This window comes from Bacillus sp. SIMBA_074, from assembly GCF_046534555.1.
Lineage (GTDB): Bacteria > Bacillota > Bacilli > Bacillales > Bacillaceae_G > Bacillus_A > Bacillus_A mycoides.
In genome coordinates this window covers 35,739-53,814 of sequence record NZ_JAWRYM010000008.1, presented here as the reverse complement: position 1 = coordinate 53,814, position 18,076 = coordinate 35,739, and the positions used below count along the sequence as shown (strand labels likewise).

General features: G+C 35.2%; 15 protein-coding genes. 6 read left to right on the top strand and 9 right to left on the bottom strand.

The genetic code is table 11. The features are described 5' to 3' along the window. Positions 1-17: 17 nt before the first annotated feature. The 7 genes from SB773_RS11620 to fdhF form a co-directional block, all read right to left on the bottom strand. Entirely contained in the window at positions 18-395 is a 378-nt protein-coding gene (locus tag SB773_RS11620; RefSeq protein ID WP_002010461.1) for an ArsR/SmtB family transcription factor, read from the bottom strand. Between the two features lie 209 nt (positions 396-604). Further along, positions 605-1,156, bottom strand: coding sequence for a class I SAM-dependent methyltransferase (locus SB773_RS11615; RefSeq protein ID WP_410590010.1), 552 nt, complete (start codon positions 1,154-1,156; stop codon positions 605-607). A 126-nt stretch (positions 1,157-1,282) separates the two neighbouring features. Continuing rightward, complete coding sequence (locus SB773_RS11610; protein ID WP_002125151.1) at positions 1,283-2,698, bottom strand: amino acid permease; 1,416 nt, start codon at positions 2,696-2,698, stop codon at positions 1,283-1,285. A 103-nt stretch (positions 2,699-2,801) separates the two neighbouring features. After that, on the bottom strand, positions 2,802-3,935 hold the full coding sequence (ald, locus tag SB773_RS11605; RefSeq protein ID WP_002140333.1) for an alanine dehydrogenase: 1,134 nt from the start codon (positions 3,933-3,935) through the stop codon (positions 2,802-2,804). A gap of 370 nt (positions 3,936-4,305) precedes the next feature. Then, positions 4,306-6,177, bottom strand: coding sequence for a glycerophosphoryl diester phosphodiesterase membrane domain-containing protein (locus SB773_RS11600; protein ID WP_410590007.1), 1,872 nt, complete (start codon positions 6,175-6,177; stop codon positions 4,306-4,308). A 154-nt stretch (positions 6,178-6,331) separates the two neighbouring features. Continuing rightward, entirely contained in the window at positions 6,332-6,814 is a 483-nt protein-coding gene (locus SB773_RS11595; protein WP_002010449.1) for a helical membrane plugin domain-containing protein, read from the bottom strand. 12 nt (positions 6,815-6,826) lie between these two features. After that, on the bottom strand, positions 6,827-9,769 hold the full coding sequence (gene fdhF / locus SB773_RS11590; RefSeq protein WP_410590004.1) for a formate dehydrogenase subunit alpha: 2,943 nt from the start codon (positions 9,767-9,769) through the stop codon (positions 6,827-6,829). A 295-nt stretch (positions 9,770-10,064) separates the two neighbouring features. Between fdhF and fdhD the strand changes: the two genes are divergently transcribed. Together fdhD and SB773_RS11580 are read left to right on the top strand one after the other, a co-directional pair. Beyond that, entirely contained in the window at positions 10,065-10,871 is an 807-nt protein-coding gene (fdhD, locus tag SB773_RS11585; protein WP_002125147.1) for a formate dehydrogenase accessory sulfurtransferase FdhD, read from the top strand. Between the two features lie 502 nt (positions 10,872-11,373). Beyond that, positions 11,374-11,880: a GNAT family N-acetyltransferase gene (locus SB773_RS11580; protein ID WP_002010444.1), complete on the top strand. Its 507-nt coding sequence runs from the start codon at positions 11,374-11,376 to the stop codon at positions 11,878-11,880. 362 nt (positions 11,881-12,242) lie between these two features. On the opposite strand, the gene SB773_RS11575 is transcribed toward SB773_RS11580, so the two are convergent. Further along, on the bottom strand, positions 12,243-12,365 hold the full coding sequence (locus SB773_RS11575; RefSeq protein ID WP_002125145.1) for a hypothetical protein: 123 nt from the start codon (positions 12,363-12,365) through the stop codon (positions 12,243-12,245). A gap of 329 nt (positions 12,366-12,694) precedes the next feature. Here SB773_RS11575 and SB773_RS11570 point away from each other — a divergent pair, with 329 nt between their 5' ends. The 3 genes from SB773_RS11570 to SB773_RS11560 all read left to right on the top strand — a co-directional run bounded on the left by SB773_RS11570 (position 12,695) and on the right by SB773_RS11560 (position 15,566). Then, positions 12,695-13,366 (top strand): response regulator transcription factor, encoded by a 672-nt coding sequence (locus SB773_RS11570; protein WP_002010439.1) that lies wholly within the window; start codon positions 12,695-12,697, stop codon positions 13,364-13,366. Positions 13,367-13,443: 77 nt separating this feature from the next. After that, positions 13,444-14,907, top strand: coding sequence for a sensor histidine kinase (locus SB773_RS11565; protein WP_002188251.1), 1,464 nt, complete (start codon positions 13,444-13,446; stop codon positions 14,905-14,907). A gap of 146 nt (positions 14,908-15,053) precedes the next feature. Further along, a complete protein-coding gene (locus tag SB773_RS11560) occupies positions 15,054-15,566 on the top strand; it encodes a GNAT family N-acetyltransferase (RefSeq protein ID WP_410590000.1) in 513 nt (170 codons plus the stop codon). A 34-nt stretch (positions 15,567-15,600) separates the two neighbouring features. Here SB773_RS11560 and pdxR read toward each other — a convergent pair whose 3' ends face one another. Next, the gene (gene pdxR, locus SB773_RS11555) at positions 15,601-17,001 is read right to left on the bottom strand and encodes a MocR-like pyridoxine biosynthesis transcription factor PdxR (protein ID WP_410589998.1); all 1,401 of its coding nucleotides are present in this window, start codon (positions 16,999-17,001) and stop codon (positions 15,601-15,603) included. Positions 17,002-17,121: 120 nt separating this feature from the next. Between pdxR and SB773_RS11550 the strand changes: the two genes are divergently transcribed. Continuing rightward, positions 17,122-18,048, top strand: coding sequence for a DMT family transporter (locus SB773_RS11550; RefSeq protein ID WP_410589996.1), 927 nt, complete (start codon positions 17,122-17,124; stop codon positions 18,046-18,048). Positions 18,049-18,076 lie beyond the last annotated feature (28 nt).

Here is an 18,076-nt window from a genome sequence, read left to right as displayed (position 1 = left end):
TCTCCCTCCTCGCTTTTTTATTCTTCCTCGTTTACGTGTTCAAACGCTTGCTCGAAGATATGAATTACGTGTTGATCAGCTAATGAATAATAAACTACCTTTCCTTCTTTACGGTTCTTTACAAGCTTTGCTTGCTTTAATACACGAAGCTGATGTGAGATTGAAGATTGCGTCATTCCTAATAAATAAGCTAAATCACAAACACACATTTCAGCTTCAAATAATGCATGTAATATTCTCGTACGTGTACGGTCACCTAATACTTTAAATAATTCTGCTACTTTACTTAAACTTTCATCAGTCGGAATTGTTTGTTTTACTTGATCCACGATTTCCTCGTGAATTACCGTTTGAGAACATGCTTCCTGTTGCGTTTCTACTTTATTTTCAGCCATCACAGCTCACCTCTTTATTTGAACATATGAACAACTATTCATATGTCTTATACCTTTATTATATGAGCATCCATTCATATGTGTCAATGAATTCTCATACATTTTTCAAAACATTTCGTTCATATTTCAAAATAAACATATAAATATTCTCCGCATCTATCATGCTCTTCATACAAAAAGGATGCACGAAAATTACCGTGCATCCCTTCTTATTTATTAACTTTTACTGCATCCACAATTAACGAAGCAAATCCTAATTTACCATCTTGATTTCTATGATCAAAACGTTTCGATCGATAAATAAATCCACCGTTCTCTTCCCAATCACTATAATGAAACTGGCCATTCTCATCACAGTATTCTAAAAGCTTTACTTGAAAACCCGCTGCTTCAAACATAGATATAATCGTTTTGTAGTTATGTACAATTTTATGACTTGCAGCTGGATGATCTAACGGACCGGGTCCTCCCACTTGCACACCACGCTGATATTCTTCATTGGGGAAAAATGCATCCGGCACTGCACAACGAATATAACCATCATCTTGTAAAAACTCAAAGCATATTTTAGCTGCTTCTATACCTTCTTCATACGATAAATGCTCCCATACGTGTTCAGCCAAAATTACTGATAAAGAATTAGGCTGAAATTTATTAAGCCACGTTTCTCTTTTTAATAAATTTAATTCTTCTTCATTCGTATGTAACCAACCTGGGTTATTATTATATCCCTCTGATCCAACGACAACTTTCGTCTCCATCTTTCCACCCCTTCTTATATTCCGACATAAAAATTCGACAACATAACATTGGTCTCCTTTATTTCCCCAAAAGAAAAAGCCTTGCGCGCTCCCTAGACGCACAAGGCTTACTAACTTTATATCCCTTTAATTAGCTTTTTCTAAACTATCTTGCGAACTTCCATCGTCTTTTAAATGACTATGTTTTTTCGAATAAACAAAGTATACAACCACTCCGATTGCTAACCAAACACCGAAGTATATCCATGTTTTTAACGGTAGATTTACCATTAAGAATAGACAGCTTGCAACTGAAATAATCGGTAAGATTGGTACAAGTGGTACCATAAATCCACGTTGTAATTTCGGATGCGTTTTACGAAGAATGATGACAGTTACACCAACCATCGCAAATGTTAATAACGCTCCAATATTCGCTAAATTCGACAATTCTTTTAAATCGATAAATCCGGCAATTAAAGCACTACCAATTCCTGTTAACCAAACTGAAAATGTTGGTGCTTCTGTCTTCTTGTCAATTTTCGCAAAAGATTTTGGCAATAAACCGTCACGGCTCATAGCGAAGAATACACGTGTCGTAGCGTAGATGTATGCGAAAATTACAGCCATAATACCAATTACAGCTCCAATAGCGATTACACCAGCCACTTTATCTTGTCCTACAACTTCTAATACATAGGCCATCGCTTCAGGTACATCTAATTCCTTATAAGAAACCATACCTGTCATAACGAGACAAACTACAACATAAATGATTGTACAAATGACTAATGAAGCAATAATACCAATCGGTAGATCACGTTGCGGATTTTTTACTTCTTCAGCAGAAGTTGCTAATGCATCAAATCCTAAGAAAGCGAAGAATACTGCTGCTCCTCCGGCAAAGACTCCACTTAAGCCGTACGGTGCAAATGGTATCCAGTTTTCTGGTTTCACATAGAATACACCAACTGCAATGAATAAAACAACAATACCAATTTTAATTAATACCATTATGTTATTCACACGCTTACTTTCTTTTGTACCTCGTGATAATAACCAAGTTATCACCAACGTAACGATAACTGCGGGTAAGTTCACCATACCACCTTGCGATGGAATCGTTAACAACGCTTTTGGAATTTCAAGTCCCAATCCACTCACTAAATTATTGAAATAACCTGTCCATCCGCCAGCTACTGCGGCAGTCGTTACGACATATACGGATAACAATGTCCACCCCATTAAATGGGCAACAAACTCACCAATTGTTGCATATGAATATGTGTACACACTACCTGAAACAGGAAGTGCAGATGCAACCTCTGCATAACATAAAGCTGCAAATCCACAAACAATTGCTGCAATCATGAATGAAAAAATAACTGCTGGACCAGCATCTCTTGCTGCTACTAATCCCGTTAATACTAGAACTCCTGTACCAATTATCGCACCAATCCCTAGCATTGTTAGGTCAAATGCCCCTAGCGTTTTCGTCAAAGTTTTACTTTTACTTTCCCCTAACAATTGCGTAACGGATTTCTTTTTAAATAGGTTGGCCACGATGAATGCCCCCTTTTACCAAGAAGAGCTAAGAGGTATTATCTCTTAGCTCTTATCATGTTGTTTTATATATTGTTCGATTTTGTTTTGTATAATGCTTCTATTAGCAAGATACTGTTTCTGCTTCTAATAATTCTTTAGCACCTTTGTACTCTACACCGTGAGCTTCTGCAACTGCTTCGAATGTTACATAGCCTTCTAATGTGTTAATACCTTTTAATAATGCAGAGTTGCCTAGGCAAGCTTCTTTGTAGCCTTTGTTAGCAATTTGTACTGCATATGGTACTGTTACGTTTGTTAATGCAAGAGTTGATGTACGTGGAACCGCACCTGGCATATTTGCAACTGCATAGTGAACAACGCCGTGTTTTTCATAAGTTGGGTTATCATGAGTTGTAATACGGTCAGTTGTTTCGAAAATACCACCTTGGTCAATCGCGATATCTACAACAACAGAACCTTGTTCCATTGATTTAATCATTTCTTCTGTTACAAGTTTTGGCGCTTTTGCACCTGGGATTAATACTGCACCGATTACAAGATCAGATTCTTTTACAGCTTCTGCAATATTGTAAGGATTAGACATTAAAGTTTTTACTTGGTTTCCGAAAATGTCATCTAATTGACGAAGACGTTCTGCACTTAAGTCGATGATTGTTACATCCGCACCTAGTCCAACTGCAATTTTAGCAGCATTTGTACCAGCTTGTCCACCACCGATAATTGTTACTTTACCACGTTTAACTCCTGGAACACCTGCAAGTAAGATACCTTTACCGCCTTTGTTTTTCTCAAGGAATTGCGCACCGATTTGTGCAGCCATACGACCAGCTACTTCACTCATAGGTGCAAGTAATGGTAATGAACGGTTTTCTAATTGTACTGTTTCATATGCGATAGCAACAACTTTCTTTTCAATTAACGCTTTTGTTAATTCTGGCTCTGGAGCTAAGTGTAAGTATGTGAATAAGATTAAACCTTCACTGAAATGTTTGTATTCGCTTTCAACTGGTTCCTTAACTTTCATAACCATTTCCATGTTCCAAGCTTCTTCAGCTGTATCAACAATTTTTGCTCCCGCTTCAACATACTGAGCATCTGTGAAACCAGATCCTACACCTGCATCCTTTTGAATGAATACTTCGTGATTGTTACGAACTAAATGTACAACACCTGCTGGTGTCATTGCCACACGGTTTTCGTTGTTTTTAATTTCTGCTGGTACCCCAATACGCATAATGAAATGCCCCCCTTATAATTAACAGAAAAAAGAAAGTCTTTTTTCTTTTTGTAATAATTAATAACTTATGTCCTTATTCTAGCATAACTTAAAAGTTATGAAAACGCTAACATACTATTTTTTTAAAGTTTATATATTTAGAATAGTGTAAATATATAAAACATTGATTCTATTGGTTTGTTCGTACCATTTCATTATCTATCACTCTATTTTCATTATATCCATTCAAAATGCATAGTGATTATTTATTATTTGACAATAATGTAACAATGTAAAAAAACTAAGCATTGACGTATACATATACACTTATTACTTTGTACAATACTTTAGAAATATATTCTTTTCATAAAAAAACAGCTACTAGCATTTAGCCAGCAGCTGGATAGATCATAAATAACTTTGAAAATAGATCTTCTGTCGTCTCGGTAATTTTATCAAACATATCACTTTCACGATCTTCTTGCTCTTTTAATATCTTAATTGTTTCACGTGCGTCTTCAGGATAATCGGTAATGATACCATCCACGTTTAACTTATAATATGCCTTTAAACTTTCCATATCATTTACTGTCCATACGTAAATTGGCTTGTTTAGCTTCCTTGCTTCTTTTACTAATTTCTTATTTAACATGTATTCTTCTGCTACATAAAAATCAGCCTTCACATTCTTTAAGTCAGCTCTACTCGCATACAGTATATATCCTACTTTTATATTTGGATTTGCACGTTTAAACTCTTTAATAAGCGGATAGTGTAACGTTTGAATGACACATTGCTTCTCAAATTCATTATCTTTAATCGCTTTTAATACTTTGTTTACAAAATCTTTTTCGCCACCATGGAGCTTCACTTCAATATTAAGTTTGATTTTTCCTTTTGCCAGCTTAATGATCTCATCAAGTGTACTTATTTGTCCTGAAAACCCATCTTGACTAAGGGTAAGCTGTCTTAACTCCTCCATCGTTAAATCTGACACGTGAACATTAGCATTCGCAAGACGTTTTAGCTTCAAATCATGTATAACTGCTAGTTCACCGTCTTTTGTTTGCAGTACATCAATTTCAGCGTAGTCTGCTTTGGCATCAATAGCCCCCTGCAGAGCTTCTTTCGTATTCTCTACACCTTTTGAAATATAACCACGATGAGCCATAATAATTGGTTCTTTATATGAATTTGAAATAAACGTTACAATGAAGGCAACGACCATTCCGGCAGTAATAATTCCTACAATATATACACTAATAAATTTCCAACGATGTTTTTGGAAGAAACATTTATCTGCTTTTGTTTTCGAATAATCTAATCCTTCTTCTAATAAAACATCTTCAACCGGAACCTTTTGTAAATACAATCGTGTTATTGCCATAATATAAAATGGCGTCACGATAAAACTAAATAAATACAATGTACTCGTTAAAAATACAGACATTGTTGATTCTGCTAATAATGCAAATGTTCCCTGTGGATTTGTAAATTCATACATGCCCCATAGACACAATAAATACATTCCAAAAAATACACCGTACACAATCCCTATTGAAATAAAAAATCCTACTAAAAAGAATAGTACTTTAAAAAAACTTTCTTTTACTAACGTTGCACTTTTACGTGCTGCTGTGCGAAACGGCTTTTGCTCTAAAACAACAATAGGTAGAACAAAAATCCAGCGAAGGTTCAAATACGCAACTACAGCAAAGAACGTGTAATAACCAACTTGTCCCATCGTTGTCTTAAACAGTTCTCCTGTAATAAAGTTAGGAATTTGAATTTGCGGAATTAATGCCGTTTCATATCCAAGATTTAAAAGAGGTAACAATACGACAGCATATAAAATAAATCCTGGTAAGCAATATGTGAAAAGAGTAGGTAAATACGTTACGGTTTTATATAAAATCGGACGTAATTTCACCTTTTGTCTTTTATGAGCGAAGTACGAAATGATAATAAGCACCGCAAATTCCGTAAAGATAAGAAACAGTGCTAACAATGATAAAATTACGATTGCCAAAATGCCGTATGGTGTCTTTAAAAACGCTAATAATTCATCATTCGTCGCATTTGCATAACCACCAAAATACAATAACTTATTAAAAATGATCCCAAATAGCGGGACAAATACAATCGCTGCTAATAATTTATAAGCAAGTTGAAAGGTTAATACATTCCAAAAAGCAAATCTAACTGTTTGAAAGGAATGTCCCATTACCCCTGGTATAGATAGTCTTTTACGGTGTTGCATATATTCCTCCACATTCTAAAACGATATTTGAGATGGATTCCATATTTCCATTTCCAACCCATCTTTTTAATAATAATATATTCCGCTTAACATGAACACTCTTATACATACAATGAAAAAGTGATGGCTACTTGCCATCACTTTTTCATTTACTCTATTTTTTCTCTAACCCTTGACCAAATGCTTTCAAGAAGCTAAAACCGAATGTAATTGCTCTATTGATATCTGGATCTTTTAACACTTTAAAGAAATCCATCACTTTTGTTTTCTTTCCGTTTTTCAGCTCATCCGTTGCAAATTGTAATCCAGTGACTAAACTAGATGTTATTTGTTTCGTTATTTCTGGGTCCACTGAAGATAATGCCTCTCCTGCCCCCATCATATTGTTTAATGCGTTTTTTACTGGTTCACGATTCAATTGTTCAACAGCTATTTTGGAAACATCTTCTTTTGCAGCAAGTAAACTAATTGCTGCATCTAAAATTCCAGCTTTTTGCAACTGCGCTAATAGCTGCATCGTCTCTTCTACTGCTTCTCTATTTTCAGCTAGATCATTTAACAACTCATCTGTTACTTGCTGTTTTTTTTCTTCTTCTGTTACAATCTTCTTTTTAATTAAAGTAATCTCTTTTGCCATTATCTCCGCCCCCTAATTCTGGTCCACAAGTGATACGTATTGTTTTCTTTGCCACTTTCGCTCGATTTCAACACCATTTTGCGGATGACGTTTTTTATCTCTCGGGTTTGAAGATGGTAACGGACGATTTCCTTTTTCACGTAATACGCGCAGTTTCACCATTGTTTGTTTATAAGCTGGTGTACACGTATAAATGTCTGTTGCTGTTCCTGTTAAAATATTGATTGCCTCTTCATTTACTGTCGCATGCATCGGCAAATATAACTCATTTCCAGTTACACGATCTGTAACAAGCGCTTGTACTTTGATTTTTCCAAATGGTGATGCTAACTCTACAAGACCACCATCTTTCACATTGCGTTCTTTAGCAAGTTCAGGTGAAATTTCAACAAATACTTCAGACACTTTAGATAAAATACCAGCCGACTTATTCGTCATATTCCCTTCATGGAAATGCTCTAGCATACGGCCATTATTTAATAGTAAATCATACTCATCTGGTGCTATAACTGGCGGAACCCATTCATCTAGTGATAAACGTGCTAGTTTGTCTGGGAAGTTAAATCCATCTACATATAATAATGGTGTATCACTACCATCATGGCTACCCCAACATAAACTATTCCAGCCTTCTAGACGGTCGTACGTCGCTTGAGAGTATAACGGTGCAAGCGATGCAATTTCGTCCATAATTTCACTTGGACTTCCATAATTCCAGTCTCCGCCCAGTGCACGAGCTACTTTTTGTAAAATCCACCAATCTGGTTTTGAATCACCAAGCGGTTTCAATACTTCGTATAATCTTTGAATACGGCGCTCTGTATTCGTAAACGTTCCTTCTTTTTCTAAGCTTGGTGCTGCTGGTAAAATAACATCGGCGAAACGAGCTGTTTTCGATAAGAACATATCTTGAACAACAAGGAAGTCTAAATTCGCTAAAATATGTTGTACATGGTTGGCATTTGAATCTACTAAAGCCATTTCTTCTCCCATAACATACATACCACGCAGTTTTCCTTCTTCGGCCGCAAGTAACATTGCGATATTATTTAATCCCGGTTCTTTCGGAATGGTAGTACCGTATGCTTTTTCAAATTTCGCACGATGCACATCATCTGAAACAGCTTGGTAACCCGGAAGCCAGTTCGGTAATGTCGCCATATCACAAGCACCTTGTACGTTATTATGCCCGCGTAACGGATACGCACCGGCACCAGGACGACGGTAGTTACCTGTAACGAGAAGTAAATTTGAAATTGCTGCTGACGTTGTACTTCCTCCTGTATTTTGAGTTACACCCATTCCCCAAAGTACACAAGTACCATCTGCTTCATATACCATACGAGCCATTTCTTTTAACTGAGCTTTAGAAATCCCTGTAATTCCCTCAGTATAATCAAGCGTATATTTTTCTAGCATTTTGCTATATTCATCAAAATTCTTTACATTTTCAGCTATGAACTTTTTATCGTGCCAATCTTGATCGATAATGTATTTCGTTATCCCAGCAAGCCATACATAATCCGTCCCTTGACTCGGGTGAACAAATATATCAGCACGCTCCGCCATTTCATGTTTACGAAGGTCTGCGACAATTAGTTTTTGTTCATGTAATTTATGAGCACGCTTCACTCTAGTTGCAAGTACAGGATGTCCTTCTGTTGGATTTGCCCCAACAATAATAACAAGACCTGCCTCAGCAATATCTTTCACTGTTCCAGCATCTCCGCCCATACCGACAGTTTTAAATAAACCGTCTGTTGCTGGAGATTGGCAATAACGTGAACAGTTATCTATATTATTTGTTCCATATATTTGACGAGCTAGTTTTTGCATAAGATAGTTTTCTTCATTTGTTACTTTCGAAGAAGAAATAAACCCAAACGCATCGCTACCATACTCTGATTTAATATGTTGCATATTAGATGCAACATATTCAAGAGCCTCTTCCCATGAAGCCTCAACAAACATATCCCCTTGGCGAATTAACGGCTTTGTAATACGCTCTTCACTGTTCACAAAGTCCCATCCGAATTTTCCTTTTACACATGTGGAAATACCATTAACCGGTGCATCTGAAACAGGTTGCACTTTTAAAATTTGACGATTTTTCGTCCATACTTCAAATGAACAACCTACACCACAAAATGTACAAACTGTTTTTGTCTTATTAATTTTCGTCTTACGCATCGCGGACTCTACTTCTGAAACTGCTAAAATACTGCTATATCCAGGCTCTACATCTTTTACAAAATCAATCATTGGATTTAGCACATCTGGTTTTAAACCAGTCATAAATCCAGCTTCTCCTAGCATCGTTTTTTCCATTAATGCATTACAAGGACAAACTGTTACACATTGCCCACAGCTAACACAAGACGAGTCATTTATACTCACACCATTGTCCCAAATAACACGTGGACGGTCTAAACTCCAATCAATCGATAAAGTTTCATTTACTTGTAAATTTTGGCATACTTCTACACACTGCCCACAAGCAATACATTGATTTGGATCGTATCGATAGAATGGATGCGACGTATCCACTTCGCATGCACTTACTTTCGGTTCATATGGATATTTCTGTTCTTCAATCTCCATCATATGTACTGTATTATGGACTTTACAGTTACCATTATTGTTATCACATACTGTACAATACAATAAATGATTCTCTAATATTCGATCCATCGCTTCAGTTTGTGCTTCCTTTGCACGTTCCGATTGCCTCTCAATATGCATGCCATCTTCCAACTTCGTCGAACAGGCACGTAGTAAACTTCCATTCACTTCTACAATACATGTATCACAAGTTTGAATAGGATCTACCTCTGGTACATGACAAATTTGAGGATGTTCTAAATTACTTTCGTTAAACAATTGGATTATCGTCTTTTCACCTGATACGAAAAATTCTTTACCATCAACGGTTACACGGAATGTCTGTTCTGTCATAGTTTCCCCTCTCCTTACAACTAACTGTACAACACAATTATGAATCCGTTTTCATAATTGTGTTGTACATATTTTTGAAGCGCCCTGTTGAAATACTTTCCTTTGGAAGTCGATTCTAGATGTTATAAGGTATAACTACGAAAGCTTGAAAATGTCGCTATTCTACAAATCTATTATATCGTACATATACAATAATAACCAAAATAATCTGCCATCTTCTTGTTAGTAGATGCTTTTGTTTTTTCGATGTTTTATGATAAATATGGAGAAAAATACATATAAAGGGGAATTTAATATGGGGCCTATTCAAGAAACATATACAATTGTACGTTATCAATCTGGTACATTTTCAAAACAAACCGATGAGGTTGTTACGGAATCTCCTATTACAATTAAATTAAATAGCGAAGAATACGTAACAGTTGTATGCACTCCTAATTACATTGAAGATATGGTAACCGGTTTTTTAATTTCTGAAGGAATTATTTCTTCTTATAAAGATATTGAAGAATTATGGATCCAAAAAGAAAACGGAATTGTCCATGTAAAATCATCAAAAATTAATCCGCTCTATCAAACTTTATATAATAAACGGTACGTAACTTCTTGTTGCGGGAAAAGTAGACAAGGTTTTGTTTTCGTCAACGATGCAGCAAAAGCAAAAAAGTTACATGATATACATATAACTATTACTCCGGAAGAATGTTTTCACCTAATGACTTCCTTACAACAATCTTCAACTACATTTCGCCAAACGGGTGGTGTGCATAATACCGCTTTATGTGATCGAAATAACATTCTTTTATCAAGAATGGATATCGGAAGACATAATGCGCTAGATAAAATATACGGTCATTGTTTACGAAACAATATCTCTGTTCAAGGGAAAATCATTGCGTTTAGCGGACGCATCTCATCTGAAATTTTGTTAAAGGTTTCAAAAATAGGTTGCGAAATTGTTCTATCTAAATCAGCTCCAACTAAACTAGCTCTGCAACTCGCCCACGATTTAGGTATTACCGTAGTAGGATTTATTCGAAATGGATCTTGCAATATTTATACACATCCAGAACGAATCGATGGCTACAAAATAAACGATTGAATACGTAAAAGAAAGTGGAAATTTAATCAGTGGAGGGTTTTTCCCTCCTCAATAATTATTAGCCCAACCAATCGGGGTTTTACGGGCAATCCGACTCCCACGAATAGTTGGATAAAAATGACTCCTTTATAAAGTGGGAATTTTAGTTATAAAAATGTAATATATTAAAACCTTGAATAGTTAATAAAGTTAATATATAATTTCATTACATAAAGTGAAACTATAATCAGTATGGGGGTGTTCATCCCCCACTGATTATTAGACTTCACCAATCGGGCTTTTACGGGCATCCCGACTCCCACCTAACTTCTTTGCTCCAGCCGAATTTTAAGGTAGGAGTTTTACTGCCCACAAATAGCGGGATAAATAAAATGAAAACATAGTAACATAATCTTTTCATTCTTTTACAAATTAAGAAAGAATAGTCACAGAATACATTTAACTAAACTTAATCTTACAAAGTTAATGAATTAAATTTGAATCAATCTAGGAGGTTACAACTATGGAAATTCGCTTATTAACAACAGAGGATGCAGAAATTTATTTGAAAGTGTGTATGGAAGGTTTAATGAAAAACCCTGAGGCTTTTAGCTCTTCTTATGAAGATGTTCTTAAACAGGAAAACCCTGTCGCTGCTATGGCAAAGCGATTAAGCAATCCGGATAAGTATACTCTAGGTGTCTTCAAAGATAATGATTTAATCGGTATTGCTACTCTAGAAACAAAGCCATTTATTAAGCAAGAGCATAAGGCAAAAATCGGCTCAGTTTTTGTTTCTCCAAAAGCGCGTGGCCTCGGTGCAGGACGAGCTTTAATTAAAGCGATTATTGAAAATGCCGATAAATTACATGTAGAACAGCTCATGCTTGATGTTGTCGCTGATAACACTGCTGCAAAAAAATTATATGAGTCCCTCGGCTTCCAAACTTACGGCGTGCAAGAACGTTCCTTAAAACATAATGGCCAATATTGGGACGAAGAGCATATGGTTTTATTCTTAAATAATTAACATTTAAATATAATTTCTCAAAAGCATCTTCTTATTAATTAAGATGCTTTTTTCATTACAACAATGTAATCTTCATGTCACCTTTATCGATCGTTCCAATCCTTTCCATTCGTTATACTAAAAATATAAAGTGAAACTTCACTCAGCGAGGAGGATCCGTCTCCCGCTAATTATTAAATGAACGTATAGCATGCAATTGATATGTAGAGGAGAATGTAACATGAAACAAAACAAACAAGCTATCTTTTTAATATTTGCTACAGCAATTGTAACTTCTGGATTAGCAATTTTACCTTGGTTTATTATATAGAATACATAAAAAAAGCTTATTGCTTCTTAAGAAGCAATAAGCTTTTTTTCTATTATAAAATCCCGAAAAATTTATTTACACAACTTATCATAATAAGCATAGATACCGCAACACACATTACAACCGCATTACGATCTTGCTTTTCTTTTTGTAAATGCTCTACTTTTTTACTCATGTGTACAATCCCCTTTTAAAAAAAGTGTGAGATAGGAAATTTTTCTTATCCGATGCGAGGTGAATACGAAAACCCTCTCTATCTCACATACACAATAGAATGGAATTGTCATTTTATAAATAAAATGACATGACGTTATGTCGCAACATAGGGTATTTGTGTCGCTACGTTTTCTATTATAAAAAATAGTTGTGCAAAACTAGTGCATTTTTTATGTCAATTGCCCTGATTGAAAAAATCAGCCATCCATTCAATCACATAAAAAGAGTTTTTTATTATTTTCATGTAAACTATACAAGTAGAATGAATAGTTTGGGGTGCACAAGATTATGGTGAAAATTTTATTAGTAGACGATGAAGAACGTATGTTACGATTGTTAGATCTGTTCTTAAGCCCTCGTGGCTATTTTTGTATGAAAGCTACTTCTGGCCTTGAAGCGCTAGAATTAATCGAACAAAAGGACTTCGATATTATTTTATTAGATGTTATGATGCCGAATATGGATGGGTGGGATACTTGCTATCAAATCCGTCAAATTTCCAACGTTCCAATTATTATGCTAACAGCTCGCAACCAAAATTATGATATGGTCAAAGGTCTGACTATGGGAGCAGATGACTACATTACAAAACCATTCGATGAGCATGTATTAGTCGCGCGAATCGAGGCTATATTACGCCGTACGAAGAAAGATGGCTTTGTTAGCTTCAATGGTATTGAGTGGGATAAAACGAAACATACTGTTACAGTTTATGGTGAAAGAATCTCACTAACTCCTATTGAATTCTCGTTACTTGGACTCTTTTTACAAAATACAAACCGTGCTTACAGCCGTGATGATTTAATTGAAAAAATTTGGGGATATCAAACAGACATCGAATACAGAACTATCGATTCACATATTCGTAATATCCGTGATAAATTACGCAAAAAAGAATTTCCAGTTGAAGATTACTTAGAAACCGTCTATAAAGTCGGATATAAATGGAAAAGTGAATAATTACTTTAATCAGTGGGGATGGATAAAACCCCACTGATTAAAGTTTCACTCTATATGAAATAAGGTATGGTGAGAAAATGAGCAAACTTTCCCTTAAAGTTGGGACATACTTTTTAATATTAGCTTTATGTATTGAAACAATTGCCTTCGTATCTTTTTATAAGAACCTTTCAAACATACGCATTGAAGAGGAAACTCTTGCTCTTTTAGAGAAAGGAAATCGCTATAGTAAAATGATTAAAAACCGCGCGAAGTGGGGTGCATATTCTAAAGAAAGGCAACTCACAGAAAGCGCTGAACACAGTAAACGGCCTAAACGTGCTGTGTACCCCGAGTTTGATATCAACACTGAGGCTGAACACTTAGTTGAATCAGAATTAATTGCTAACTCTGATATAGCTATCATTATAACAGACAATAACGGCAAAATTATTTCTACCTCAGAACCCGTAACGAAAGAAATGCAAAAACAACTTACTTGTAAAACTGAGACTATCCCAGAAGGTGGATTAATCGTTGAAAAAAACTGGAAAAAATCAAAATTCATCTCAACAGTAAGCCCGCTGGAAATTCAAGGATTTCAAGGTAAGTTATATATGTTATTAAAGACATCTTTCTTAGAAAATATGTTACTTAAACTCATGAATCAATTTCTTATCATTAGTGTTTTGACAATTATTTTAACTACTATTTCTGTCTTTGTTTTTTCTCGTGTTATTACAGAACCGCTTATAAAAATGAAGCGGGCGACAGAAAAAATGTCAAAATTAAATAAGCCGATTCAATTAGGAATTAAACGAAATGATGAACTTGGAAGCTTAGCAAAAACGATTGAAGATTTATCTAGTGAACTTACGTATATGAAAAAAGAACGAAACGAATTTCTCGCTAGTGTAGCGCATGAATTACTAACTCCATTAACCTATATGAAAGGTTATGCAAAGGTAGCAAAAAGAGATTCTCTAACGAAAGAAGAACGTGAAGAATACTTACAAATCATCGAAGACGAAACGGATAGTGTAACCGATCTCGTACAAGATTTATTTATGCTTGTACAATTAGAGCAACACCAGTTTGTTATAAAAAAACAAAAAGTAATTCTTAAACCATTTTTAGAACGAATGGTTGAAAAAACAAAAACAACATTAACAAACAAACAAATGCAACTCCATGTACATTGCAAAGATGATTTAGAAGTTTGCATAGACGAAAGACGTATGGAACAAGTTATGTTAAATTTATTACACAATGCCTATCAACATTCACCAGAAAACACTTCTATAATAATACGTGTACTAACCAGTGCGAATACTTTTACAATAAGTGTACAAGATGAAGGTGAAGGTATTCCAAAAGAAGATATCCCACATGTTTTTGATCGCTTTTACCGTGTCGATAAATCCAGAACACGAGCTACAGGTGGAAAAGGTATCGGACTGGCTGTTGCAAAAGAAATTGTAGAACTTCATAATGGTTCTATTGAAGTTAAAAGCGAATTAGAAGTCGGAACAGAATTTATAATTGAATTACCATTTGTATAATATATGCGTGAAATCACCAGTGGTAGTCAACACTACTGGTGCTATTTTATTTATAAAACCAACTATTATAAGCTAAGCTTTTGAAATTATTCTTATTTCAATATAAAATATAGGTATAACTGTCAAAGATTTGGAGGGTGATACAATTGGATATCCATGTATTAACAAAAGACGAAGCAGAAATTTACTTAGAACTTCGAGTAGAAGGATTAAAAAAAAATCCGGAAGCTTTCAGCTCTTCTTATGAAGATATTATTAATAAAGAGTGTGCTATTGAATATAAAGCTCAAAAATTAGCACAAGATGAGAACTATACACTAGGTGCATTTAAAGATGGCACTTTAATCGGAGTTGCAACACTGGAAACGAAACCATATGTAAAACAAGAACATAAAGCAAAAATCGGTTCAGTATACGTGTCTCCAAAAGCACGCGGACTTGGAGCGGGAAAAGCACTTATTAAAGAATGTCTTGAGCTTGCTAAATCTTTAGAAGTAGAGCAAGTTATGCTTGATGTTGTTGTCGGAAACGATGGTGCAAAAAAACTTTATGAGTCATTAGGCTTTAAAACGTTTGGCGTGCAAGAACGTTCATTAAAATATAACGGACAATATTGGGATGAAGAGCATATGGTTCTTTTCCTAGATGAAGAAAAGTAATAAAAAAACATCCTCCATTTATGAGGATGTTTTTTTACTTTCTTGTAAACCATGCTGTATATAATAATTGAATGGCCTCTTCAATTTCTGCCTCTAATAAAGTCGCAAATCCAAGCAATACTGTACTTTTGGGAGAAGTCCCTTCCTTATAATATATCGAAGCAGGATACACTTTAATACTCCTTTCAGCTGCAGCTTCCATTAATTCTTTCTCTTCCATCCCATTATGCACTTTTAATAAAATATGTAGGCCGGAATCTTCCCCTATTACTTCAATGCGATTAGAAAAATATTTTTCTAATACCGAAACAAGACGGTCTCTCTTCTTTCGGTACACAACACGCATTTTATGAATATGTTTTTCCCAATGCCCGTCATTTAAAAATTTCCTAATGATCTCTTGATCCATTCTTGAAACGCTTTGTGTGTAAAATAAATATTGTTGTTGATACTTTTTAATCAATTTCTTTGGTAACACCATATAGCTCATCCGTAATGATGGCAACAATGCTTTAGATAGCGTCCCCATATAAATAACTTTCCCGTCTGTATCTAACCCTTGCAGTGCCGGTATAGGTTTTCCCGAATAACGAAATTCACTATCGTAATCATCTTCAACAATATACCTACCTTCTTCTTTCTTCGCCCATTGTAAAAGCTGCATCCTTCTCGTGATAGGCATAATCATCCCATATGGAAACTGATGAGAAGGTGTAACAAACACAATATTAGCTGAACTATTTTCTAACTCTGAAATACAAATACCATCTTTATCTAAAGATAACATTTGAACATTTTGTTCACCCTGCTCGAAAACAACCATCTTTCGGTGGTAGCCTGGATTTTCAACTGCATAACCACTTCCTTTTAACAATTGAAATAACAACTTCACTAATATTTGCGTACCAGCTCCGATTACAATTTGACTAGCCGAACATCGCACACCTCTAGATTCATACAAATAGCTCGCGATTGCTTCTCGTAAACTTACCTCCCCTTGCGGATGTCCAATAAAAAGTAAATCTTTATTTTCAAATTGCCATACCTCGTTCGTAATTTTTCGATATACATGAAACGGAAAAGTGCTAGTATCCACACCCGTTTGAGTGAAGTCAAATTTATACACCTGCTCTTGAAAAGGTACTTCCCCTATTACCTCTTCGCTACCTTCCGCATGAATCATTTGCTCGATTTCACATACAAAATAACCTTTTCTAGAAATCGACTCAATATATCCTTCGGCAAGAAGTTGCTCATAAGCTGCCTCTACTGTATTTTTACTTACTTGTAAATGTGTTGCTAACTTTCGCTTAGCCGGTAATTTCGTAAAAGATAGAATCGTTCCATCTTTAATTTCTTTTTTTATATACTCATACAATTGTACATACAATGCCGTCTTACTATTTGCATTCAAATTAGGCGTTAATTCTAACACAATAACTGACCCCTTTCAAAAACACATAACTGATACTTTTTACAGTACCAGAAGTTCTATATAATTCCTTTTATCATGTAACGCATTAATAATCAAATACTAGAGAGGAGATGCATGATAATGAACAAAAGTAGACGTATTGGACTCATTATGATTATTACAGGAGCCACATTATGGGGATTATCTGGACCGATGATTCAATGGCTATTTCAACATACTAACGTATCATCACTTGATTTTTTAACAATTCGCTTGTTGCTTGCAGGAATATTTATTTTGTCTTTCTTACTAATAAAGAAACAAAACATATTTCAAATTTGGAAACACCCTAGACATTCTATACAGCTTATTATTTTCTCTATTCTTGGCATGCTTGGTGCGCAGTACGCTTTTATCGAAACAGTTCATATTAGTAATGCCGTAACGGCAACGCTATTTCAATTTCTAGGCCCTGTTCTTATTACCATTTACGTTGCGTTTGAGCAAAAGAAATTCCCTGCTTCTATGCAAATACTCGCAATTATAACTGCTCTAACAGGGACATACTTTATTATTACAAACGGTTCAATTGAAAATATTGTTTTATCTAAAGCAGCTATTACTTTCGGCCTATTAACAGCGATTGGTTTTGCGTTTTATACCCTTCATCCGGCTTCCCTTATTAAAGAATGCGGAACAATTATAGTAATTGGCTGGGGGATGTTAATTGGAGGGATTGCACTGCTTATTTGTAATCGTTCTTTTGGATGGAATCAGATTTCGCAAACTTTCACACTTCAAACTTTTTCTATGCTTATTCTTATCATTATAAGTGGCACTCTTTCTTTCCTTCTTTATATCGGGAGTCTTAAATATTTAGCAGCAACAGAAACAAGTATTTTATCTAGCATTGAACCACTTGTAGCTGCCATCGTTTCAATCGCTTGGCTTAATGAATCTTTTGGAGCATATCAATTATTAGGCGGAGTATGTATCGTCCTTTCTGTTATTTTCTTAACAATGCCTCAAAAAGAGAGAGAACCAACCTTTTCAACTGAACAAATATAAAGTGAAACTTTAATCAGTGGGGGGTTCC

Bases quoted from the DNA above. Each gene is read 5' to 3' on its own strand.
- SB773_RS11565 (WP_002188251.1), top strand. From the start codon at position 13,444: ATGAGCAAACTTTCCCTTAAAGTTGGGACATACTTTTTAATATTAGCT.
- SB773_RS11575 (WP_002125145.1), bottom strand. From the start codon at position 12,365: ATGAGTAAAAAAGTAGAGCATTTACAAAAAGAAAAGCAAGATCGTAAT.
- ald (WP_002140333.1), bottom strand. From the start codon at position 3,935: ATGCGTATTGGGGTACCAGCAGAAATTAAAAACAACGAAAACCGTGTG.
- fdhD (WP_002125147.1), top strand. From the start codon at position 10,065: ATGGGGCCTATTCAAGAAACATATACAATTGTACGTTATCAATCTGGT.
- fdhF (WP_410590004.1), bottom strand. From the start codon at position 9,769: ATGACAGAACAGACATTCCGTGTAACCGTTGATGGTAAAGAATTTTTC.
- SB773_RS11615 (WP_410590010.1), bottom strand. From the start codon at position 1,156: ATGGAGACGAAAGTTGTCGTTGGATCAGAGGGATATAATAATAACCCA.
- SB773_RS11600 (WP_410590007.1), bottom strand. From the start codon at position 6,177: ATGCAACACCGTAAAAGACTATCTATACCAGGGGTAATGGGACATTCC.
- SB773_RS11595 (WP_002010449.1), bottom strand. From the start codon at position 6,814: ATGGCAAAAGAGATTACTTTAATTAAAAAGAAGATTGTAACAGAAGAA.
- SB773_RS11550 (WP_410589996.1), top strand. From the start codon at position 17,122: ATGAACAAAAGTAGACGTATTGGACTCATTATGATTATTACAGGAGCC.
- SB773_RS11620 (WP_002010461.1), bottom strand. From the start codon at position 395: ATGGCTGAAAATAAAGTAGAAACGCAACAGGAAGCATGTTCTCAAACG.
- SB773_RS11580 (WP_002010444.1), top strand. From the start codon at position 11,374: ATGGAAATTCGCTTATTAACAACAGAGGATGCAGAAATTTATTTGAAA.
- SB773_RS11570 (WP_002010439.1), top strand. From the start codon at position 12,695: ATGGTGAAAATTTTATTAGTAGACGATGAAGAACGTATGTTACGATTG.